Origin of the sequence: Janthinobacterium rivuli, assembly GCF_009208735.1 — a bacterium.
Classification (GTDB): Bacteria; Pseudomonadota; Gammaproteobacteria; order Burkholderiales; family Burkholderiaceae_D; genus Janthinobacterium.
Map to the genome: position 1 here is coordinate 470,359 of NZ_WFLJ01000001.1, position 20,751 is coordinate 491,109.

At 60.9% G+C, this 20,751-nt stretch carries 19 protein-coding genes; 7 read left to right on the forward strand and 12 right to left on the reverse strand.

The genetic code is table 11. The features are described from left to right. The first annotated feature begins 351 nt into the window (after positions 1 to 351). Entirely contained in the window at positions 352 to 609 is a 258-nt protein-coding gene (locus GCN78_RS02130) for a hypothetical protein (protein WP_077407633.1), read from the forward strand. 278 nt (positions 610 to 887) lie between these two features. Here the strand turns inward: GCN78_RS02130 and bamC are convergent, their stop codons facing one another. From bamC to GCN78_RS02170, 8 genes are all read right to left on the reverse strand, one after another. Further along, complete coding sequence (gene bamC, locus GCN78_RS02135) at positions 888 to 2,081, reverse strand: outer membrane protein assembly factor BamC (protein ID WP_152250194.1); 1,194 nt, start codon at positions 2,079 to 2,081, stop codon at positions 888 to 890. An 80-nt stretch (positions 2,082 to 2,161) separates the two neighbouring features. Further along, positions 2,162 to 3,040 (reverse strand): 4-hydroxy-tetrahydrodipicolinate synthase, encoded by an 879-nt coding sequence (gene dapA / locus GCN78_RS02140; RefSeq protein ID WP_152250195.1) that lies wholly within the window; start codon positions 3,038 to 3,040, stop codon positions 2,162 to 2,164. Positions 3,041 to 3,124: 84 nt separating this feature from the next. After that, the gene (locus GCN78_RS02145) at positions 3,125 to 3,697 is read right to left on the reverse strand and encodes a class I SAM-dependent methyltransferase (protein WP_131687527.1); all 573 of its coding nucleotides are present in this window, start codon (positions 3,695 to 3,697) and stop codon (positions 3,125 to 3,127) included. A gap of 58 nt (positions 3,698 to 3,755) precedes the next feature. Continuing rightward, positions 3,756 to 4,433, reverse strand: coding sequence for a site-2 protease family protein (locus GCN78_RS02150; protein ID WP_152250196.1), 678 nt, complete (start codon positions 4,431 to 4,433; stop codon positions 3,756 to 3,758). Between the two features lie 93 nt (positions 4,434 to 4,526). Continuing rightward, on the reverse strand, positions 4,527 to 5,150 hold the full coding sequence (locus tag GCN78_RS02155; RefSeq protein WP_152250197.1) for an L-threonylcarbamoyladenylate synthase: 624 nt from the start codon (positions 5,148 to 5,150) through the stop codon (positions 4,527 to 4,529). Positions 5,151 to 5,185: 35 nt separating this feature from the next. Next, on the reverse strand, positions 5,186 to 6,073 hold the full coding sequence (gene htpX / locus GCN78_RS02160; protein WP_152250198.1) for a protease HtpX: 888 nt from the start codon (positions 6,071 to 6,073) through the stop codon (positions 5,186 to 5,188). A 136-nt stretch (positions 6,074 to 6,209) separates the two neighbouring features. Beyond that, entirely contained in the window at positions 6,210 to 7,043 is an 834-nt protein-coding gene (locus GCN78_RS02165) for a 3',5'-nucleoside bisphosphate phosphatase (RefSeq protein ID WP_152250199.1), read from the reverse strand. Positions 7,044 to 7,133: 90 nt separating this feature from the next. Next, a complete protein-coding gene (locus GCN78_RS02170; RefSeq protein WP_152250200.1) occupies positions 7,134 to 8,009 on the reverse strand; it encodes an alpha/beta fold hydrolase in 876 nt (291 codons plus the stop codon). Positions 8,010 to 8,228: 219 nt separating this feature from the next. Between GCN78_RS02170 and GCN78_RS02175 the strand changes: the two genes are divergently transcribed. The 5 genes from GCN78_RS02175 to GCN78_RS02195 all read left to right on the forward strand — a co-directional run bounded on the left by GCN78_RS02175 (position 8,229) and on the right by GCN78_RS02195 (position 13,845). Then, the gene (locus GCN78_RS02175) at positions 8,229 to 8,753 is read left to right on the forward strand and encodes a gamma carbonic anhydrase family protein (RefSeq protein WP_152250201.1); all 525 of its coding nucleotides are present in this window, start codon (positions 8,229 to 8,231) and stop codon (positions 8,751 to 8,753) included. A 4-nt stretch (positions 8,754 to 8,757) separates the two neighbouring features. Continuing rightward, positions 8,758 to 9,738 (forward strand): Hsp33 family molecular chaperone HslO, encoded by a 981-nt coding sequence (hslO, locus tag GCN78_RS02180; protein ID WP_152250202.1) that lies wholly within the window; start codon positions 8,758 to 8,760, stop codon positions 9,736 to 9,738. A gap of 140 nt (positions 9,739 to 9,878) precedes the next feature. Beyond that, on the forward strand, positions 9,879 to 12,281 hold the full coding sequence (locus GCN78_RS02185) for a TonB-dependent receptor (RefSeq protein WP_226939413.1): 2,403 nt from the start codon (positions 9,879 to 9,881) through the stop codon (positions 12,279 to 12,281). Beyond that, on the forward strand, positions 12,281 to 13,411 hold the full coding sequence (locus tag GCN78_RS02190; protein ID WP_152250203.1) for a glycerophosphodiester phosphodiesterase: 1,131 nt from the start codon (positions 12,281 to 12,283) through the stop codon (positions 13,409 to 13,411). The genes GCN78_RS02185 and GCN78_RS02190 overlap by 1 nt, the downstream gene beginning before the upstream one ends. 152 nt (positions 13,412 to 13,563) lie before the next feature. After that, complete coding sequence (locus GCN78_RS02195) at positions 13,564 to 13,845, forward strand: hypothetical protein (RefSeq protein ID WP_058049567.1); 282 nt, start codon at positions 13,564 to 13,566, stop codon at positions 13,843 to 13,845. Between the two features lie 437 nt (positions 13,846 to 14,282). Here GCN78_RS02195 and ftsB read toward each other — a convergent pair whose 3' ends face one another. From ftsB to GCN78_RS02210, 3 genes are all read right to left on the reverse strand, one after another. Then, positions 14,283 to 14,606, reverse strand: a complete 324-nt coding sequence (ftsB, locus tag GCN78_RS02200; RefSeq protein ID WP_035821182.1) for a cell division protein FtsB — start codon at positions 14,604 to 14,606, stop codon at positions 14,283 to 14,285. 62 nt (positions 14,607 to 14,668) lie between these two features. Next, on the reverse strand, positions 14,669 to 15,952 hold the full coding sequence (gene eno, locus GCN78_RS02205) for a phosphopyruvate hydratase (protein WP_070260371.1): 1,284 nt from the start codon (positions 15,950 to 15,952) through the stop codon (positions 14,669 to 14,671). A gap of 139 nt (positions 15,953 to 16,091) precedes the next feature. Then, on the reverse strand, positions 16,092 to 17,744 hold the full coding sequence (locus GCN78_RS02210) for a CTP synthase (RefSeq protein ID WP_152250204.1): 1,653 nt from the start codon (positions 17,742 to 17,744) through the stop codon (positions 16,092 to 16,094). Between the two features lie 245 nt (positions 17,745 to 17,989). On the opposite strand from GCN78_RS02210, the gene GCN78_RS02215 reads away from it, so the two are divergent. Beyond that, entirely contained in the window at positions 17,990 to 18,397 is a 408-nt protein-coding gene (locus GCN78_RS02215) for a PRC-barrel domain-containing protein (RefSeq protein WP_071075939.1), read from the forward strand. 70 nt (positions 18,398 to 18,467) lie between these two features. On the opposite strand, the gene GCN78_RS02220 is transcribed toward GCN78_RS02215, so the two are convergent. Beyond that, a complete protein-coding gene (locus tag GCN78_RS02220) occupies positions 18,468 to 20,732 on the reverse strand; it encodes a TonB-dependent receptor domain-containing protein (RefSeq protein ID WP_152250205.1) in 2,265 nt (754 codons plus the stop codon). Positions 20,733 to 20,751 lie beyond the last annotated feature (19 nt).

A 20,751-nucleotide genomic window follows, 5' to 3' on the forward strand; every position in this document is an offset into this window, starting at 1 on the left:
GAGTGTGTCGTAGCAAAGTGATATTACAGCAGGTAAAATAGCAGCATCTGCGTCAGCGCAATGGAACATATTATTTTTATATCGTTTTGTCGCGCTTTCGCAAATCGCTTACACTTGCTTGCAATTTGCTTCGGCAAATATTGCGATATCACAAAATAGTTGCGAATTTGCCTCTTGCTCCTATTGCGACGCACCAAAAATCGCTATAATATTCGGTTAGGAAGTTTCCGTTGTCTGGCAGGCACCACCTGGTACGAAAAGCCTTCGAAGACGACCTAACGAGCGATAATTACCGGTAATTATTCATCGCAACAATATTGATTTATTTTTTGAAATAATTAAGGAAAACAAATGAAAAAATCCCTGCTGATCGCCTCCCTGATGGTTGTTGCTCTGGCTGCTTGCAGCAAAAAAGAAGAAGCTCCTGCACCAGCACCAGTAGTTGAAACCCCAGCACCAGCACCAGCAGTTGAAGCTGCTCCAGCTGCTGCTGCTGCTGACGCTGCTGCTTCGGCCGCTACCGACGCTGCTGCTGCTGCTTCGGCTGCCGCTTCGGCCGCTACCGACGCTGCTTCGGCTGCTTCGGCTGCTGCATCGGCTGCTAAGTAATTTAGCACCCTGCACTAAAGAAAGCCGACCTTAGGGTCGGCTTTTTTGTTGGGTAAACGCCCAGCAAACCTGCTGCGCGCCGCGCTTTGCGACCTGCGATGCTCACCGTACCATCGTACGGTTGCGCTTCTTTGCCACACATCACTGGCGCTCGCTACGGTTTTGTCAGGCGTTGCTGCGTCCAGGCGCATGCATAATAAAAAAAGGCTGACCCCGTTTCCCGGGGTCAGCCTTTTTTAATGCGCGGCAGGTTTTCAAAACTGCCGCTGCCACACCACTTATTTCAACTGATCGTTCAGCAAGCCCAGGATCTTCTCGGCCACTGGCGAGACGGCCGGCTGGCCTTCGTTGCTGAGGATGCTGACCAGGCTGGTCGAGCCATTGCCGGCCTTGACCAGGACGCGGTAACGCTGCGCTTCCTTGTCCTTGTCGGACGACGAACCCCAGCTGAACAGTTTCGAGAAGAAACCATCTTTCTTGACCACGTCCGGATCCACGTAACGCACGAAATACGTGCCTTGCGTGCGGTCGCGGTCTTCCACGGTGAAGCCAACGCGGTCCAGCGCCAGGCCGACACGGCGCCAGGCGCGGTCGAAACCTTCATCGACTTCGATGGCGCGCGCCGGCGTGGCGGTATCGCCCACCAGCTTGGCGTGCTGCGGCTGCACGATGGCACCGTCGACGGCCGTCTTCGCTTGCGCATCGTCGCTGGCCGCGCCCAGGCGCGTCATCAGCTTGGCCAGGAATTGCGCTTCCAGGCCAGGATCATTCGGACGCGCGGTCCAGGTGGTGGTTTCCTTGTCGCGGCCAGTAACAACCTCTTCCACGCCACGGTGGCTGATGTAGATTTCGGTCGAGCCATCGGCCAGGCGCTCCACGCGGGTGCGGAACTTGTCTTTTTCACCGGTCGAGTACAGCGAATCGAAGGCCTTGCCGATGGTGCTGCGGATAAAGTCTTGCGGCACCTTGGCGCGGTTCTCGTTCCACTCGGTTTCCATGATGCCAGCCGTCGGCTGGTCGATGGCGATGGTAAAGCCCGAATCTTCCCAGAATTGCTTCAGTTGCGGCCACAGCACTTCAGGCGACTGCTTGACGACCAGCCAGCGCTGGTTGCCCGCGCGCTCGACCTTCACGCCACCTGCCGTGACGGGCACGACACCCACCACGCCGTCGGCGCCCACGATGACGGGCGCGCCGGCCGTGGCGTTGCGCTGCGCGTTGTAGCCGGAAGCCGTGGCCACGCCGTTTTTCGCATCAGGCAAGGAGTAACGGTTGTCCTGCTGCAATTGCGTCAGGTCAGGCGGCACGTCCAGGGTGCTGGCTTTCTTGACCGACTTGTAGTCGACCTTGTCGCCGCCGACTACCGAACTGATCATGCCGCAGCCCGCGAGGCTGGCTGCGACGGCGCCGATGACGATGCCGCGGACGGCGATGGTGGCAGGCGCCGGTTGGGTTTTCTTGCAATTAGTCATGTCGTAACTGGATAAGAAGCTAAGTAGCAGCTGGAATCAGGGAAGGTCCGGACTGGTCGAGCCCGGGCTTGAAGTTCGGCTTAAGACAGGATGCCAGCGTCGCGCAAGGCATCGCGCACGGTGGCATGGCAATTTTCAGCCAGCGGCACCAGTGGCAAGCGTATGCCGGCAGGCATCAGGCCCATTTCGGCCATCGCCCATTTGACGGGCACCGGGTTGGGCTCGACAAACAATTTCTGGTGCAGAGGGAACACTTTGTTATTGATGGCGATCGCCGTGGCGCGCTCGCCCGCCATGGCCGCCACGCACATGTCGTGCATGGCGCGAGGCGCGACGTTGGCCGTCACGGAAATGTTGCCGTGACCGCCGCAGAACATCAGCGCCATGGCCGTCGGATCGTCGCCCGAGTACACGGCGAAGTCCGCTGGAACCAAACGCAGCAGGTCGACGCCACGGCCGATATTGCCGGTCGCATCTTTCACGCCGACGATATTCGGGATGGCGGACAGGCGCACGATGGTTTCGTTGCTCATGTCGGCAACCGTGCGGCCAGGCACGTTGTACAGGATGACGGGAATGTCGACGGCTTCGGCGATGGCCTTGAAGTGCTGGTACATGCCTTCCTGGGTAGGACGGTTGTAGTACGGCACGACTTGCAAGACGGCATCGGCGCCCGCTTCTTTCGCGTAGCGCGTCAGTTTGATGGCCTCGGCCGTGGAGTTGCCTCCGGCGCCGGCGATGATAGGAATGCGTCCCTTGGCATGTTCGACGGTCAACTGGATCAGTTCGCAGTGTTCTTCCACGCTGACCGTTGCCGATTCGCCCGTTGTGCCAACGATGACGATGCCGTCCGTACCCTCGGCGATATGCCAGTCGATCAGCTTGCGCAGACCTGGAAAGTCCAGACTGCCGTCTGCGTGCATCGGGGTGACGATTGCTACAATGCTGCCCTTGATCATAGTAAGTTTATAGCGCCGATAAATAAAACAACGATTGTAGCGGATAGCCCGCGCCTGTGGTGCATTCTGACATAGTATGGCCGCTCAAAACGTCGGCAGCAGGGCTGCCAACCGTGGAAAATCCGGCCGGACGGCGCAAATTCGTTGCACCAGAGCAGCTTTTGGCTGTTCCACGCGCCCATCCTCATACGCTACCACACGCAAGCCCTGCTGCACCGCCCAGGTCAGCATTTCGCCTTCCTTCAGCAGGAATTTCGGGTTCGACGGCTTGCCGAACTGTTCATTGCCTTCGGCGAACGTTTCGTACAGCAACACGCCATCGGGCGCCAGGCTGGCCACCATGGCTTCCAGCAGCGGCCGGTGCAGATAATTGGTGACGACGATGCCGGCAAAGCGGCCGGGAGCGAAGGGCCACACGGCGCCCGGCGCTTCCAGGTCCACCAGCGAGGTGGTGATGCCCGTGCCGGCCGCCTTTTCCAGCATCTCCGGATCATGGTCGAGCGCGATCACGGGGTGGCCCAGGCTCACCAGGTGGCGCGCGTGACGGCCTGCGCCGCAGGCCAGGTCCAGCACCTCGCCGCCCGGGATCAGGGGCGCCCAGCGGCGCAGCCAGCCGGAAATCGCTTCGGTTTCTATGGTTGGTTCAGTTACTTGCATCGGTACTTCCATCAATTATGTGCATACATCCAGTTGCCTGTCGTACATCCAGCTTATCTCACGTCAACAGGGCCGTCAGGGGCGTGACCACAGTGACAAAAATGCCGATGACAAATTCGATCGCCGCCAGCAAGGCGCGGTTTAAGATGCCCGTGTACATCAGCAGCACCAGGGCGCCGAACACATACAGGCTGTAGCGCTCGATGCTGGCGTAAGGACGCGCCAGCGACATCGGCAGCAAGCCCGTCATGATGCGCCCGCCATCGAGCGGCGGCACGGGAATCAGGTTAAAGACGAACATGGCCGCATTCACGCTGACGCCCGCACCGGCCATCTTGCGGAAAAACATGCCCATTTCCGTCGGCGGCAGGACGCTCAGGACGACGAAGGCGATCATCCAGCCCAGGCCCATGACGAAATTGGCGCCTGGACCGGCAAACGCCACCCAGGCCATCTGCTTCTTCGGGTTGCGCAGGCGGCTGAAATCGACGGGCACCGGCTTGGCATAGCCAAACGGCACCTGGATCGTGAAATACAGCATCAAGGGCAGCAGGATCGTGCCGAAAGGATCGATATGCCGCATGGGATTGAGGCTCAGCCTGCCCTCGTTCGAGGCCGTGGGATCGCCGAAATAGCGGGCGGCGTAGCCGTGCGCCGCCTCATGCAGGGAAATGGCAAACAGCACCGGCACCAGGTACACCGCAACGGTCTGGACTATCGTATTGAAATCGCTCATGGACGCGATTCTACCAGAGGCGTCCTGGACACTTTCTTACGTTGCCATTAAAGACAGGTAAATTTCGGCGCCGGGATGGACGCGCGATGCCGCCTACAAGCCCAGCACGGCCGGGTCGCCGCGCCCCACGCGCACCACTTCCGGTTCCGCGCCCGTCAAGTCGATCACGGTGCTGGGGCCATGCGCGCAGACGCCGCCATCGATGATCAGGTCGACCAGTTTTTCCAGGCGCTCACGGATCGTGTCGGCATCCGTCAGGCTGTCTTCCTCGCCGGGCAAGGTCAAGGTCGCGCCCAGCAGTGGCTGGCCCAGTTCTTCCAGCAGGCATTGCACGATGCGGTGCTGCGGCACGCGCAGGCCGATGGTCTTGCGCGAAGGATGGCTGAGGCGGCGCGGCACTTCCTTGGTCGCCTCCAGGATGAAGGTGTAGGCGCCCGGCGTGGCCGCCTTGAGCAGGCGGAACTGGCGGTTGTCGACCCTGGCGTACACGCCCAGCTCGCTCAAGTCGCGACACAGCAGGGTCAGGTGATGCTTTTCATCCACGCCACGGATGCGGCGCAGGCGCTCGACGGCGCCCTTGTCGTCGAGCTGGCACACCAGCGCGTAGCAAGAGTCGGTGGGCAAGGCCACGACGCCGCCGGACTGGATGATCTGCGCCGCCTGTTTGATCAGGCGCAATTGCGGGTTCTCTGGGTGAATATGAAAAAATTGACTCATGTGTAAGCGTTCTGGCGAACCAGCTTGTTAAGTTATCATGATTGTACGCCGCGCAGCGCGGCGATGCGTTCTTCGATCGGCGGGTGGGTGGCGAACAGCGCGCCCCAGCCGCCATTGCCGCCGCTGATGCCCAGCGCCTGCATCGATTGCGGCAACTCGCCCGGCGGCACGCCGCCCAGGCGGGCCAGCGCATGCATCATCGGCGTCGGACTGCCCAAGAGCTTGGCCGAACCGGCGTCGGCGCGGAATTCGCGCTGGCGCGAGAACCAGGCCACGATGATGGAGGCGAGCAAGCCAAAGATCACTTCGCACACCATCACGGTCACAAAGTAACCGATGCCGCGTCCGCCGCCTTCGCGGTTGTTATTTTTCAACAGTACATTGTCGACAAAGAAACCCACCACGCGGGCCATGAAGACGACGAAGGTGTTCACCACGCCCTGGATCAAGGTGAGTGTCACCATGTCGCCATTGGCGACGTGGGCGATTTCATGGCCCAGCACGGCTTCGACTTCATCGCGGTTCATGCTTTGCAGCAAGCCGGTGGACACGGCCACCAGCGCCGAGTTCTTGAAGGCGCCCGTGGCGAACGCGTTCGCGTCGCCTTCGTACACGGCCACTTCCGGCATGGCAATGCCGGCCCGTTCGGACAGCGCCCGCACGGTATTGACCAGCCACAATTCCGTCGACGAGGTCGGGTTGTCGATCACGCGCGCGCCCGTGCTCCACTTGGCCATGGGTTTGCTGATCAACAGGGAAAAGATCGAGCCCGTGAAGCCCACCACTAGCGAAAACACCAGCAGGCTGCCCAGGTTCAGGGTGCTGCCGCGCGCCGGATTGCCCACGCCCAGCAAACTGAGCACGAGCGACAGCACCAGCATCACGGCCAGGTTGGTTGCGATAAACAGGACGATACGTTTCATGGGCGTTGGCTCCGGATGACTATGTATAACAAGAATAACAAAAAGATATGCACGCTAACGCAGATTTCAAGCAGCGACACGACGGCGCATCGGCAGCCGCAAAGCGCGCCGCGCAGCAGATTTGCCTGGCTGTCAGCTAAAACCAGTCGTGCCAGATCGGCGTCACGTTCGCTGGCAACGGCGGCAGCTTGGCAAAATCCACGCGCGACTCGCCCGGCGCATGGAAATCCGTGCCGCGCGAGGCGAGGAAACCGTAGGCGTTGGCCAGCTGCGCGTATTCGGGATACTGGTCCGGACTGTGGCTGCCCGTGACGACTTCGATGGCCACGCCGCCGAGCTGCTTGAATTCATCGAACAGCACGCCTTGCGCCATGTCGCTGAAGCGGTAGCGGCCCGGATGGGCGATGACGGCCACGCCGCCCGCGCCGCGGATCCAGCCCACGGCTTCGGCCAGGGTGGCCCAGCGGTGCTCGACGTAGCCCGGCTTGCCTTCCGACAGGTATTTCTTGAACACGTCGGGGATATTCGCGCATTTGCCCGTTTCCACGATGTAGCGGGCAAAGTGCGTACGCGACATCAGGTCCGGGTTGCCGACGAATTTCAAGGCCCCTTCATAGGCATCGGGGATGCCGGCCAGATCCAGCTGGCGGGCGATTTCGCGGCCGCGCGCGTCACGCCCCGAACGCGTCTGGTGCAAGCCCTGCACGAGACCCGGATTGGCTTCATCGACTTGCAAGCCCACGATGTGCACGGTTTCGCCGGCCCAGGTGATGGAAATTTCCACGCCGGCCACGAAGCGCATGCCCAAATCCAGCGCGGCCGCGCGCGCGGCGGCGACGCCGGACACCTCATCGTGGTCCGTCAGCGCCCACACATCGACGCCCGCCTTGCGCGCGTACGCGGCCACGGCGGCGGGCGCGAGGACGCCGTCGGAAATATTCGAATGACAATGCAGGTCAACTTTAAGCATGTGAAAACAATACCCTGCACGGGCTCAGCATGGAAGAAGTTTTCATTGTACGCTGCTTGTCCAATCGCGCTGCAGCGTTCCCGACACACCTCAGGCCAAAAAGGCTTCCACCAGGCGCGCCAGCGCCTGCGGCTGATCATGGTGCAGCATGTGGCCCGCGTCCAGCAGCATCTCGCAGCGCACATCCTTGATGCAGGCCAAACGCCGGTCGATTTCAATGCGCGCCTCTTCCTTTGGCCCCATCCATTGCCACATATTCGTGTCATCGGCCTCCACCCACAGCACGGGCGCCGTGATGCGGCGCCAGCACGCCATCACTTCTTCCACCTGGTACAGGATGGGATTGACCCGTTTGTGCCGCGGGTCGCCCATGATGTCCCACTCGCCCGCCTCGTTGCGTGCCGACCAGTGTTCGGCCAGGAAGGCCGCGCGCGCGTCCGGCAGGCGCGGATTGGTCTTTTGCAGGCGTTCGGCCACCGCCTTTTGCGAAGGATAGCTGCGCATGGCGGGCGGCTCGCGCAATTCGTCCAGCCACTTGGCGTAGCGGCCCGGCGCCTGCTCCGGCTGCGTCGCCATCATGCCGAAGCCTTCCAGGTTGATGAAACGGCTGACGCGCTCCGGGCGCACGCCCGCGTACAGGCCGGCCACGTTGGCGCCCATGCTGTGGCCCAGCAGGTTGACGGAAGCGTCCGGCGAGTAGTGCAGCAGCATGGCATCCAAGTCCGCCAGGTAGTCGGGGAACCAGTAGGTGTCCGACTGCGTGTAGTCGCTCAAGCCAAAGCCGCGCCAGTCGGGGGCGATCACATGCCAGTCGCCTTGCAACTCGTCGACGACGAACTGGAACGAGGCGGCCACGTCCATCCAGCCGTGCACCATGAACAGGATGGGCGCGCCTTCGCGGCCCCAGTGGCGCACATGCGTGCGGGCGCCGCGGATGCTGATGAATTCGGAACGGGAAAGTTTCATGGGTTTCATCTCATTGCCTGCCTTGAAAGTGGCGCGGATGGCGCCACATGCTGTGTCTGTAGATAGTGCGGATATAAAAGTACGACCGTTCGATAATTATACCGGATTGGCGCTCGGCAGCAGGACTTGTCCTGCAACAGCGTAAAATAGCGTACGCAGCACAGTAAAACTTCAGCGTCCGGCCGTGCCCGGCGCTTCCACCACCGCCACAGGCTAACGATGACACTCTACCAATTGGGCGCCGATGCGCCGCAGATTGATGCTTCCGCTTTTGTTGCCGACACGGCCAACGTGATCGGCAAGGTGACCCTGGAAGCGAATACGTCCGTATGGTTCGGCGCCACCATTCGCGGCGACAACGAACGCATCACCGTGGGCGTCAACAGCAATGTGCAGGAAGGCGCCGTGCTGCATACGGACCCCGGTTACCCGCTCGACATCGGCGCGAACGTGACCATTGGCCACCAGGCGATGTTGCATGGCTGCACGATCGGCGATGGCGCCCTGATCGGCATCCAGGCCGTGATCCTGAACGGCGCGAAGATCGGCAAAAACTGCCTGGTCGGCGCGGGCGCCCTGGTCACGGAAGGCAAGGAATTTCCCGACAATATGCTGATCCTCGGCTCACCGGCGAAAGCCGTGCGGGCTCTGACGGCAGACGATATCACCAGGCTACAAGGCAACGCCGTGAACTATGTGCAACGCGGCCAGCTATTTAATACGCAACTCAAGAAGATTGGATAAAAGAATGACGACTGAAACGACGGGCGCCGTCAGCGCCGCCGCCACCGGCCAGGATACCCTGCAAAAATTTATTTTCGACAACGCCGCCGTGCGCGGCCAGTTCATCGACGTTTCCGGCACCTGGCAGGAAGTGGTCTCGCGCCACGCCTACCCGACGGCCGTGAAAAAAGTGCTCGGTGAAATGGTGGCCGCCGCAGCCCTGCTGTCGGCCAACCTGAAATTCAACGGCTCCATCATCATGCAAATCCATGGTGACGGTCCCGTGCGCCTGATGGTCGTCGAGTGCGACTCCGACCTGCGCCTGCGCGCCACGGCCAAGCTGGACCCGGACGCCACCATCGCCGACGTCGCCACCGTGCCGCAATTGCTCAACGCCACGGGCAAGGGCCGCTTCATCATCACGCTGGACCCGGCCGACAAGGTGCCGGGCCAGCAACCGTACCAGGGCATCGTGCCGCTGGACGGCGACGACATGGCCACCGTGATCGAAAACTACATGTTGCGCTCGGAACAGCTCGACACGCGCCTGTGGCTGGCCACCGATGACACCGTCTCGCGCGGCCTGCTGCTGCAAAAATTGCCCCACCATGGCGGCAAGGCCGAAGCGACGCCCGTGTCGGAAGAAGATGCGCTCGACACCTGGCACCGCGCCGTGATGCTGGCCTCGACCCTGAAAGAGGAAGAAATCCTCGCCACCGACATCGAGACCCTGATGCAACGTTTGTTCTGGGAAGAAACCATCCGCGTCTTCGACCCGCTGCACCCGAGCTTCCATTGCTCTTGCACGCGTGAAAAAGTGGGCAATATGCTCAAGATGCTGGGCGAGGAAGAAGTCAACAGCACCCTCGACGAAGTGGGACAAGTGGGCGTGAACTGCGATTTCTGCGGCCAGCACTACGAATTCGACAAGGTCGATTGCGCCCAGCTGTTCATCACGGATGCGCCAGCCGAAGTCTTGATCCCCCCCGCAGCCAGCATTAACTAATTGCAATTCCCTCCGCGCCGCCCCTCAGGCGGCGCAATTGTTTCCACTGTCATCGTTCCGTCATCAGTTCGTCATCAGCCCGTCACGCGCCGCCGTTACGCTGCGCAGCTTGTATTACCCACACTACTTTCCACAGGCTGATGATGAATACCCACTTGACGCTGGCCCTGCGCCGCCATTCCTTCCACGTTTTGCTGGGCGCCTGCGCCGCTGGCCTCCCCCTGCCGGCGCTGGCGCAAACGACCGTGGCCGCCGCCGTGGCTTCGGCCACCGCCGACATGGCCGCGCCCGCTGACGACAATGCCCCGATGGCCACCGTGGAGATTTCCTCGCGCAAGACGCGCTCCTCGGTCGCCCTGAGCAAGAATGAAATCCAGAAAATCCTGCCCGGCACGAATCCCCTGAAAGCCCTGCAAACCTTGCCCGGCGTCAGCTTCCAGACGGCCGATCCGTGGGGCAACAACGAGCAAAACCTGTCGCTGTTCGTGCATGGTTTTTCGGGCCAGCAACTCGGCTACACCATGGATGGCGTGCCGCTCGGCGACCAGCAGTACGGCAACTACAACGGCCTGTCGCCGCAGCGCGCCGTGATCAGCGAAAACGTGCGCAGCGTCGTGCTGTCGTCGGGCGCCGGCGACCTGGCGACGGCGTCGACCAGCAACCTGGGCGGCACCATCGAAACCTATTCCAGCGACCCGCTGGCCACGCAGGGCGCCAGCGTGCAGCAAACGGTGGGCAGTCACCGCACCTCGCGCACGTTTGCCCGCTACGACACGGGCACCTTCGGCGACGGCAGCAGCGCCTATTTTTCCATCCTTCACCACGAAGCGCGCGCCTGGGATTTCGATGCGCGCCAGGGCGGCGACCAGTTCAACGCCAAATACGTCAACCGCAGCGAGGCGGGCAAGCTGACCCTGTTCTTCAATTACTCGGACAAGATCGAGCCGAACGAAGACAGCACCGTGCACGTGGCGGGCGAGACGAGCGCGCCGTACACGCGGCCGTTCCTGTATCCGGACTTCAAGGCGGCTCTCAACTACCTGTCGCCCACGGGCGCCACGCCGGCCGCCGACGGCAACAATTACCGCAATTACTACAGCGATGCGCAGCGCACCGATTACCTGGCCTACGCCAAGTTCGACGCCAACCTGGCCGAAGGCACGACGTGGTCGAACCAGGTGTATTACCACAAGGATGATGGCGCGGGCGTGGTGGCCGGCCCCATCGGCGTGGCCGGCTTGCCCGGTTTGTTCAGCGTCTATTACCCGAAACAGAACCTGAAGCAGGTGTTCGGCAACTCGGGCTACGCCGTGCGCACGACGGAATACGACATCAAGCGCGGCGGCCTGATCTCCACGCTGCGCAAGGAAATCGGCGAGCATCAGCTGGAAGCGGGCCTGTGGCTGGAACAGAACCGTTCCTCCGCCTACCGCCGCTGGTATGCGCTGGACGTCAACAACCCGACGTCGCCGTATGACCGCCCCAGCAATCCCTTGATCACGCAGTACGGCAGCGAGATCGACAACAAGGTGGTGCAGCTGCACCTGCAGGATGAATGGCGCATCCGCCCCGACGTCGCCCTGCAGGCCGGCTTCAAGTCCAGCCTGCAGTTTGCCGATGGCCAATTCCCCGTGCAGCCGGCCAAGGGCGCCATTTCCGGCGGCTCGACGGCCTTGCCGGTCGGCACCATCAACACGAAAAAATGGTTCTTGCCGCAAGTGGGCGCGCGCTGGGACTTCACGCCGCAAGACCAGCTGTACTTCAACATCCAGAAAAACATGCGCCAGTTCGTCACCTATGGCGGCGGCGGCGCCTCGCCATGGAGCTTGTCGAGCCAGGCCGCGTTTGATTTGTTCAAGCGCGACGCCAAGCCGGAAACGGCCCTCACGTATGAAGTGGGCGTGCGCGGCAGTCACCCCTTGAGTCTGGGCGCCATCACGGCCATCGATGGCCAGGTCAACGTCTACCACGTCGATTTCAGCAACCGCTTGCTGCAGATCAGCCCGACCCCCGTGATTTCCTCCATCATCGGTGGCAACCCCGTGCTGGCCAACGTGGGCAGCGTGCGCACGGACGGCATCGATATCGCCGGAACCATTCACTTCGGCAATAATTTTTCGTTCTACAATGCCCTGTCGTACAACCGCTCGCAGTACGCGGACAATTACAACAATGGCGCCGCGCTAGTGCTGACGGCGGGCAAGAACGTGCCGGGCTCGCCGGAATGGCTGAACAAGTTCGTGGCTTCCGCCACGGTGGGCGATATCGAAGTGCAACTGACGGGAGACTATGTGGGCAAGCGCTACGCGACGTACACCAACGATTTGTCCGTGCCCAGCTATTTCCTGATGGGCCTGGGCGTGTCGGGCAAGCTGCCGGCCCTGGCCGGCTGGCTGAAAAATCCGCGCTGGCGCGTGAATGTGAGCAACCTGGCCAACCGCGAAGGTTCCCTGAACGTGGTGGTCGGTGCGGCCGACAAGACCTACAACACCTTCCCCATCGCCCCGCGCCAGGGCTTCCTGACCCTGACGGCGGATTTCTGATGCGTTCGCCCATCCTCCCGCAGCGGCATTTTTCGCGCCGCAACTTCGTCCGGGCGGCCGCCGGCGGCCTGGCCCTGGCGGCCGCGCCCGGCTTTGCCGCCGGCCTGCTGGCCACGCCACCGTCGCGTCCGCTCGTCTTCGCCCACCGGGGTGCCAGCGCCCTGCGTCCCGAGCACACGCTGGCGTCGTACGCCAAGGCCATCCTCGACGGCGCCGATTACGTGGAGCCGGACCTGGTCGCCACGCGCGACGGCATCCTCGTGGCGCGCCACGAAAGCAACCTGGTCGACACCACCGACGTGGCGCGCCGTCCCGAGTTCGCCAGCCGGCGCGGCAAGAAGCTGGTCGACGGCGAATGGCACGAAGGCTGGTTCGTCGACGACTTCACGCTGGCGGAATTGAAAACCCTGCGCGCCATCGAACGGCTGCCGAAAGTACGTACCGGCAACACCTTGTACGATGGACAATTTCAGATCCCGACCTGGGAAGAAATCATCGATTTTGTTGCAGCGCAATCGGCCGCCAGCGGCCGCATCATCGGCCTCGTGCCCGAGCTGAAAAGCTCGACCTATTTCCGCGATGCGGGCCTGGCGCTGGAAGACCGTTTCCTGTCGACCATGCTGGCGCACGAATACACGCGCCGCGCGCCGATCGAGATCCAGTCCTTCGAAGTGGCGAATTTGAAATACCTGCGCGACAAGCTGGGACGGCGCGCCAACGTGCGCCTGATGCAACTGGTGGTGGGCGGCGACATGCGCCCCATGGACGTGGCCAAGGTGGACGGCAAGCTGACCTTCGGGCAAATGATCACGCCGGCCGGCCTGCGCGACATCGCCGCCTACGCGGACGTGGTGGCGCCGCCCACGCGCGGCATCATCCCGCTGGGCGCCGACCAGCGCCTGGCCAAGCCCTCGTCCATCGTCGACGATGCGCACCAGGCGGGCTTGCTGCTGCACACGTGGACCTTCCGTCCGGAAAACCGTTTCCTGGCGGCCGACTTCCGCGATGGCAATGGAGACAATGCGCGCAACGAAGCGGGATCCGTGGCGGAAATGCGGCGCTATATCGAGACGGGACTGGACGGCTTTTTCAGCGACGATCCCGGTTTGGGACGCATCGCCGCCGGATAAACATTTCGTAACAAATTCTTTTCCAGGGCGTGGCCGGCGGCTACGCCCTTATTATGTGTTTCTTGAATTTCTGAAATTGGAATTTGGAATTAGACATATATCGCGAACTCCATTATTGTGCAATGCAACAACAGACCATTCATGGAGGGCATATGTCCACTTTTACCAACACCTACAGCAACGACAACGACAACTACTTCAGCAACCTGGGCCGCGCCACGCGCGCCTTCCTGGGCGCCCTGCTCGCTTCCAAGCCATACAGCGAACTGGCGCAGAAGGAAGTCATCGCCACCGCGACGACCAGCGCCGACGACGAGCGCTATGTGCGCCCAAGCAAGCGCGATTTCGCGCTGCTGAACTCGGAAGCGAACCGCTACGAAAAACTGATGCCGAATCTGGCAGCCGAACTGCGCTTCCTCGCTTCGCGCGGCTAAAAAAACGCCCAGGGCGGCGTTGCCTGCGCCTCGCCGTACGTTCGTACTGTCTTCGGCTTGGCGCCTGGCCCTGGACGTTTTTTTATGCTGACTAAACGCCTGTCCAAAAGTGCGTTGCCTGCTCCTCGCTGTACGTTCGCACTGTCTTCGGCTGGGCGCCTGGCCCTGGACGTTTTTTACCTAAATAATTATTAACAAGGAATTTTTATGATATTTCTCGAAACTGCACTGATTACCGTGGCCGTCGTGGTCACCGGCATCCATTTTTACTTGATCACGACCGGCAAAGCCCGTTTCTGATCGGCAAGCAGCAGTAGCACCACGCCGCGCCATGCGGCCAGTCGTGTGCAGCAGTACAAGGTAATAAGTACAAGGAAGTAAAGTGATATGTCAGCCTGGCAATCGGTCCAGGCTGGCAAGCGGGAAGTGATCCGTACTCAGTGGGGCGCCGCGGCGTCCACCGGTGTTTCCAGCAGTGGCGGGGTCTGGCCCTTGCGCACGATCTGCACGAAAATCTCATTCTGTTTGACCATGCCCAGCTCATAGCGGGCACGCTCTTCGACGGCGCCCGTACCATCCTTCAGGTCGCGCACTTCGGATTCGAGCTTGGCGTTGCGCGCCTTCAATTCCATGTTCTTCTTGTTGGCCACCGCCACTTGGGCTTCCATGTCGGCAACACGCAGCCAGCCGCCTTTACCCAGCCAGAGGGGAAATTGTATCAACAGCAGCAGGGCTGCCAGGGCGAGCGTAATGAGGCGCATGGGGCATTCAGTTAAAAAACCGGCCGGAACATCTCCGGCCGGCCAGTGGGTTTTACATCAGCTTACTTCAGATTATAGAACGCATCGCGGCCAGGGTAGCTGGCGATGTCGCCCAGGTCTTCCTCGATACGCAGCAGCTGGTTGTACTTGGCCATGCGGTCCGAGCGCGACATCGAGCCGGTCTTGATCTGCAGGGCGTTCGTGGCAACGGCGATATCGGCGATGGTCGAGTCTTCCGTTTCGCCCGAGCGGTGCGAAATGACGGCCGTGTAGCCGGCGCGCTTGGCCATTTCGATGGCGGCGAAGGTTTCCGTCAGGGTACCGATCTGGTTGATCTTGATCAGGATCGAGTTGGCGATGCCTTTCGAGATGCCTTCTTTCAGGATCTTGGTGTTGGTGACGTACAGGTCGTCGCCGACCAGTTGCACTTTCTTGCCCAGTTCCTTGGTGAGGATCGCCCAGCCGTCCCAGTCGCCTTCGTGCATCGCGTCTTCGATCGAGATGATCGGGTACTTGTCGCACCAGGTCGCCAGCAGGTTGGTGAACTCGGTGGCCGTCAGGCTCAGGCCTTCGCCTTCCATTTCGTACTTGCCGTTCTTGTAGAACTCGGACGCGGCGCAATCGAGGCCGATGGCGATCTGCGTGCCTGGCTCGTAGCCCGCTTCTTCGATGGCCTGGATGATCAGCTTGATGGCTTCTTCATGGTTGGCCAAGGATGGCGCGAAACCGCCTTCGTCGCCCACGTTGGTGTTCAAGCCCTTCTTGTGCAGGATCTTTTTCAGCGTGTGGAACACTTCCGCGCCGTAGCGGACGGCTTCCTTGAACGACGGGGCGCCCACGGGAATGATCATGAATTCCTGGATGTCCAGGTTGTTGTCGGCGTGCGCGCCGCCGTTGATGACGTTCATCATCGGCACCGGCATCTGCATGGCGCCCGAACCGCCGAAATAGCGGTACAGCGGCAAGCCCGCTTCTTCGGCGGCAGCCTTGGCGACAGCCATGGAGACGGCCAGGATGGCGTTGGCACCCAGGCGCGACTTGTTTTCCGTGCCGTCCAGGTCGATCAGGGTACGGTCCAGGAAAGCCTGCTCATTGGCGTCCAGGCCCATGATGGCTTCGGAGATTTCGGTATTGATGTTCTCGCATGCCTGCAGCACGCCCTTGCCGAAGTAGCGCTTGGCGTCGCCATCGCGCAATTCCACGGCTTCGCGCGAACCGGTCGATGCACCCGACGGCACGGCCGCACGGCCCATCACGCCCGATTCCAGCAACACATCGCATTCGACGGTCGGGTTACCGCGCGAGTCCAGGATTTCGCGACCGATAATATCAACAATAGCACTCATGTCATTCTCCAAAGTTAAGCGTAACAGGGGCTGCACACTGCGTTCTGATGCGCAATTGCACAAAGGGGCAAAGAAACTCCCGGCGGTAACCATCTGGCCGGGAGCTGTCTTACGGGTAATACTGTCGCGATCGACCGCGTTATTGCGCAGCGGCGTTGGCTTCCTTGTGCGCCAGCGCTGCCTTGATGAACGAGGTAAACAACGGATGGCCGGTGCGTGGCGTCGACTTGAACTCGGGATGGTATTGCACGCCCATATACCATGGGTGGGCATTTTCACCCGTGCGTGGCAATTCCATGATTTCGCACAAATCTTCGCTCGGCGTGCGGGCCGACACGATCAGGCCAGCCGCTTCGACACGGGCCAGGTAGTGATTATTGGCTTCGTAGCGATGACGGTGACGCTCGGTCACCACGCTGCCGTAGATCTCGGCGGCGAGGGTGCCCGGATTGACGGCGCAGGTCTGCGCGCCCAGGCGCATGGTACCGCCCAGGTCCGAGTTTTCATCGCGCAACTCGACTTTACCATCGTGGTTTTGCCACTCATTGATCAGTGCAACGACAGGTTGATCCGTATCAAGGTCGAACTCGGTCGAATTCGCGTTCGGCATGCCTGCCTTGTTGCGCGCGTATTCGATCAGGGCAACTTGCATGCCCAGGCAGATGCCCAGGTAAGGGATCTTGTTTTCACGGGCGAACTGGGCGGCCTTGATCTTGCCTTCCACGCCGCGCTTGCCGAAGCCGCCCGGTACCAGGATGGCGTCGTACTTGGCCAGGTTGTCGCAACCGGTCGTTTCGATTTCTTCCGAATCGATGTACTCGATGTTGACGCGGCTTTCCGTATGGATGCCAGCGTGGCGCAGCGCTTCGATCAGCGACTTGTACGATTCGGTCAGCTCGACGTACTTGCCGACCATGCCGACGGTCACTTCCGCCTTCGGGTGCTCCATCGTGTAGATCAGCTTGCTCCAGATCGACAGGTCGGCCGGCGCAGGATCGAGGTCCAGCGCGTCGCAGATGATCTTGTCGAGGCCCTGGTCGTGCAGCATTTGCGGCACTTTGTAGATGGTGTCGACGTCCCACACGGAAATGACGGCGTCTTCCTCGATGTTCGAGAACAGCGAGATTTTCGCGCGCTCGTCTTCCGGGATGGCGCGGTCGGCGCGGCACAGCAATGCGTTTGGCAAGATGCCGATTTCGCGCAGCTTTTGCACCGAGTGCTGGGTCGGCTTGGTCTTCAGTTCACCGGCCGAGGCGATGTAAGGCACCAGGGTCAGGTGGACGAAGGCCGTGTTCTTGCGGCCGGCGCGCAGGCTCAGCTGACGTGCCGCTTCCAGGAAGGGCAAGGATTCGATATCGCCGACGGTGCCGCCGATTTCGCACAGGGCCACGTCGTAGCCTTCGGCGCCACGGCGGATGTAATCCTGGATTTCATTGGTGATATGCGGAATCACCTGCACGGTCTTGCCCAGATATTCGCCCCGGCGTTCCTTGCGGATCACCGATTCATAGATCTGGCCAGTGGTGAAGTTATTCACCTTTTTCATGCGGGTGGAGATGAAGCGCTCGTAGTGACCGAGGTCGAGGTCGGTTTCGGCCCCGTCATCGGTGACGAAGACTTCACCGTGTTGCATAGGGCTCATCGTGCCAGGATCGACGTTGATATACGGGTCGAGCTTGAGCATGGTGACTTTAAGGCCGCGCGATTCGAGGATCGCGGCGAGGGAGGCGGCGGCAATCCCTTTACCAAGGGAAGACACAACGCCACCAGTGACGAAGACAAATTTGGTCATTGCAGATGGTGCCGAACGGCACGTGCGGGAAATTGAAATTATACACTAAAGCCCGCCTGCGGCGCTCCCCGCGCACGGAAATTTGCGCCCAATGACGACTATCTCCCCCTCTCCTGCGGTCTACACACAACAAACGCGCAATGAGAAAAATTGAAATATTTCAAATTCCATACTTTGTGTGGGAGAACGAACAGACCCTGCCGCGCTCCGGCCGCAGACTGGGATTTTTCAACAGGAGGTCTATCATGAGCTACGAAGAACGCGACGCCTACGGCATGTATGTCAACCGCGGCCATAAAGGCCCCGGCCCTGAACTGATGGGTGCCGACACCCTGATCGGCGACCATGTGCACAACGCCAAGGATGAACATCTGGGCGAAATCAAGGAAATCATGATCGACATGCGCAGCGGCAAGATCGCCTACGCCGTCATGTCGCACGGCGGTGTCTTCACCATCGGTGAAAAACTGTTCGCCGTGCCTTGGGAAGCGCTGCTGCTCGACACCGTCAACAAGCGCTTCACCCTCAACGTCGACAAGGAACGTATCGAAAACGCGCCCGGCTTCGACACGGATAACTGGCCGAACATGGCGGACACCACGTGGGCCCAGTCCATCCACAGCTATTATGGAACGACACCGCGCGAGTATTAATTAACCCCTAAGCGGAAGGCTGGGGTCGTACCCTGCAGGGTACGACCCCAGTATTTGCACTGGGGTTTAACTAAAAGCGGTACTCCAACCCCGCCACATACGTCCTGCCCCGCGCCGTGCTCATCGGCGTATTGTCGTTCGACTGCGACGGCATCGAGTTCAGGCGGTTCAACGCTTCCGAATAATTCTTGTCCATGGCGTTTTGCACCGACAGGCGCAGGAACAGGTTTTTTGACACCTGGTAACTGGCGTACAGGTCGATCACGGCCGGGATCTTCGGATTGTCCACCTTCGTCACTTCACCCGTGACCTCATCGGCTTCGTTGTCCGGCGACAGGCGCCGGTTCGATCCCGTGTGCTTGACGATGGCGCCGATCTCCATTTTATTGTCCAGCAGGCGCGTGCCCACGTCGAGGTTGTAGTAAGTGCTCGGCAATTCGCTGATGTCCGCCGCGCCAAACCACGCGCTGGCGATCGAGGTGGGCTGGCTGGTCTTTTCACGCGTGTACGACAGGCGCGCATACGCCGGCCCCAGCTGGTACTGCGCTTCCAGTTCCCAGCCGCGCGTGTGCACGGGCGTGGCCGAGTTAATGTAGATATACATGTTCGTCACGTACTCGTCGACCGTTTCCCAATCCGTGGCGATCACTTCCGCAATATTGCACTTGCGCCCGTTGTCGCAGACGAGGAAGGACTGGCTGGTGATGTAGCCGTCGATCTTGCTCTTGAAATACAGCGCCTTGAAATGGAGTGCGTCCTTGGCGCTCAGCAGACCGTGCAGGCTGCCATTGAAGCCCAGCTGATAGGTCGTCGCCTTTTCACCCTTCAGGAAAGGGTTCATCGACGCCCCGCCATCATTCGAGAAAAACACTTCCTGCGGATTCGGCCCGCGCATAGTGCGCTCGGCGCTGGCAAACGGCTGGAACCACGGCGTCACTTGCGCGGAAACGAGCAGCGATGGATTCATGCCGTGTTCCTTCAGCGCGATATGCGCCTCCCCTTGCGGGAAACATTTCACGCGCTCGTCGCAGGCCGGCTTGTAGCCCGTCAATTCAAAACGCGTGTAATTCAGACCCGCATTGACCTGGTAGATGCCGCGGTTGTACTGCAGGCCCGCGTACAGGCTGTCGATCTTTTGTTTGCCGGCGGGGCCAAAGGTATTGTTTTCAATCGATTGCTGGTTCGCGTCCGGGTTGTCCGGATCGTCGACGAGGCTTTCCACGTGCTTGCTGTATGCATTGCGCATCCGCTTGCCGCCCACGGTCACCAAGGCGTCGCCGCCGGCCAGCTTGAAGCTGCTCGTGTTGTTGATGTCAAAGGCGTCGGCGCGGTTGGCCGTGCTGGTGTTGACGAAATTGAGCAAGGCTTCCGGCATGTATTTCTGCCGGCCTCGGCTGGTGCTGGCGACCACCTTGAGGTCGATCAATTCGGAAAACGGCGTGTAGTGATATTTCACATAGTAATCGTCGCTCTGGATATCGCGGCGCGTAAAGGTGTTGCGGTAATCGCGCGCCGACAGTTCCAGCGCATGGAAGTCGCTCAATGTGAGGTCCAGCTTGAGCAATTGCGACTTCGGTTTCTGCTTGTAGAAACGGTTGTAGCCGAAGCCGAATTGTTCGCTGTCCGTGCCTTTGCCATTCTTGTAGTTGTTGCCGATCACGCTCGCGCTGGTGGCCGCCATGAAACCCACGCTGCCGCCGTCGAAGGCGGGGTTTTTCATGGCCACGGCCAGCATGGCGCTGCGTCCCACGCCGTTATTGCCGGCGGACATCTTCGTGCGCGCGCCCACCTTGTCGCCCGCAAACACCACGTCATCGACGCCGATGGTGCGAAAGTTGCTGCTGCCGGCCAGCGCATTGACGCCATCGCCGCCGATGGCATTGCCACGCGACACGTCCACGCCGATGATGAAGTTCGGATCGATCAGGGCGCCGAACTGGCTGCTGGGCACGCTACCATGCGCCACTTCCGACGGCGCGCTGCCATAGTAATTTTGCGTCACGCCATCGATCATGGTATTGACCCGACCAAAGCCGGACAGGCCGCGGATATTCACGCTGACGGCCCCTTGCGCCGGATCGATCTGGGTAAACGTGCCCGGCATGCCGCGCAAGATCTGGTCGACGCTCTGCAAGCGCGTGTCCGCGCCGCGCGCGCTGACGGCGCCCGGTCTTTCCAGCGCCTGCTGTTCCACGGACACCGCTTCGCCCGAGACATTCAGCGGCGAAAACTCCACCTTGCCCGCCGTACTTTCCCGCACCTGCTGCGCCCATGCCTGTTGCGCCAGCAACGCCATGCAGACGCCCACGGCCCGTGCCATTGTCTTGATATGCATACACCCTCGATTTGTTATG

Coding starts and splice junctions, on each gene's coding strand:
- GCN78_RS02150 (WP_152250196.1), bottom strand. CDS start 4,433: ATGAGCGATTTCAATACGATAGTCCAGACCGTTGCGGTGTACCTGGTG.
- bamC (WP_152250194.1), bottom strand. CDS start 2,081: ATGACTAATTGCAAGAAAACCCAACCGGCGCCTGCCACCATCGCCGTC.
- GCN78_RS02130 (WP_077407633.1), top strand. CDS start 352: ATGAAAAAATCCCTGCTGATCGCCTCCCTGATGGTTGTTGCTCTGGCT.
- GCN78_RS02170 (WP_152250200.1), bottom strand. CDS start 8,009: ATGAAACTTTCCCGTTCCGAATTCATCAGCATCCGCGGCGCCCGCACG.
- GCN78_RS02195 (WP_058049567.1), top strand. CDS start 13,564: ATGTCCACTTTTACCAACACCTACAGCAACGACAACGACAACTACTTC.
- ftsB (WP_035821182.1), bottom strand. CDS start 14,606: ATGCGCCTCATTACGCTCGCCCTGGCAGCCCTGCTGCTGTTGATACAA.
- GCN78_RS02190 (WP_152250203.1), top strand. CDS start 12,281: ATGCGTTCGCCCATCCTCCCGCAGCGGCATTTTTCGCGCCGCAACTTC.
- GCN78_RS02185 (WP_226939413.1), top strand. CDS start 9,879: ATGATGAATACCCACTTGACGCTGGCCCTGCGCCGCCATTCCTTCCAC.
- GCN78_RS02155 (WP_152250197.1), bottom strand. CDS start 5,150: ATGAGTCAATTTTTTCATATTCACCCAGAGAACCCGCAATTGCGCCTG.
- eno (WP_070260371.1), bottom strand. CDS start 15,952: ATGAGTGCTATTGTTGATATTATCGGTCGCGAAATCCTGGACTCGCGC.
- GCN78_RS02220 (WP_152250205.1), bottom strand. CDS start 20,732: ATGCATATCAAGACAATGGCACGGGCCGTGGGCGTCTGCATGGCGTTG.
- GCN78_RS02215 (WP_071075939.1), top strand. CDS start 17,990: ATGAGCTACGAAGAACGCGACGCCTACGGCATGTATGTCAACCGCGGC.
- htpX (WP_152250198.1), bottom strand. CDS start 6,073: ATGAAACGTATCGTCCTGTTTATCGCAACCAACCTGGCCGTGATGCTG.
- GCN78_RS02210 (WP_152250204.1), bottom strand. CDS start 17,744: ATGACCAAATTTGTCTTCGTCACTGGTGGCGTTGTGTCTTCCCTTGGT.
- GCN78_RS02145 (WP_131687527.1), bottom strand. CDS start 3,697: ATGCAAGTAACTGAACCAACCATAGAAACCGAAGCGATTTCCGGCTGG.
- dapA (WP_152250195.1), bottom strand. CDS start 3,040: ATGATCAAGGGCAGCATTGTAGCAATCGTCACCCCGATGCACGCAGAC.
- GCN78_RS02165 (WP_152250199.1), bottom strand. CDS start 7,043: ATGCTTAAAGTTGACCTGCATTGTCATTCGAATATTTCCGACGGCGTC.
- hslO (WP_152250202.1), top strand. CDS start 8,758: ATGACGACTGAAACGACGGGCGCCGTCAGCGCCGCCGCCACCGGCCAG.
- GCN78_RS02175 (WP_152250201.1), top strand. CDS start 8,229: ATGACACTCTACCAATTGGGCGCCGATGCGCCGCAGATTGATGCTTCC.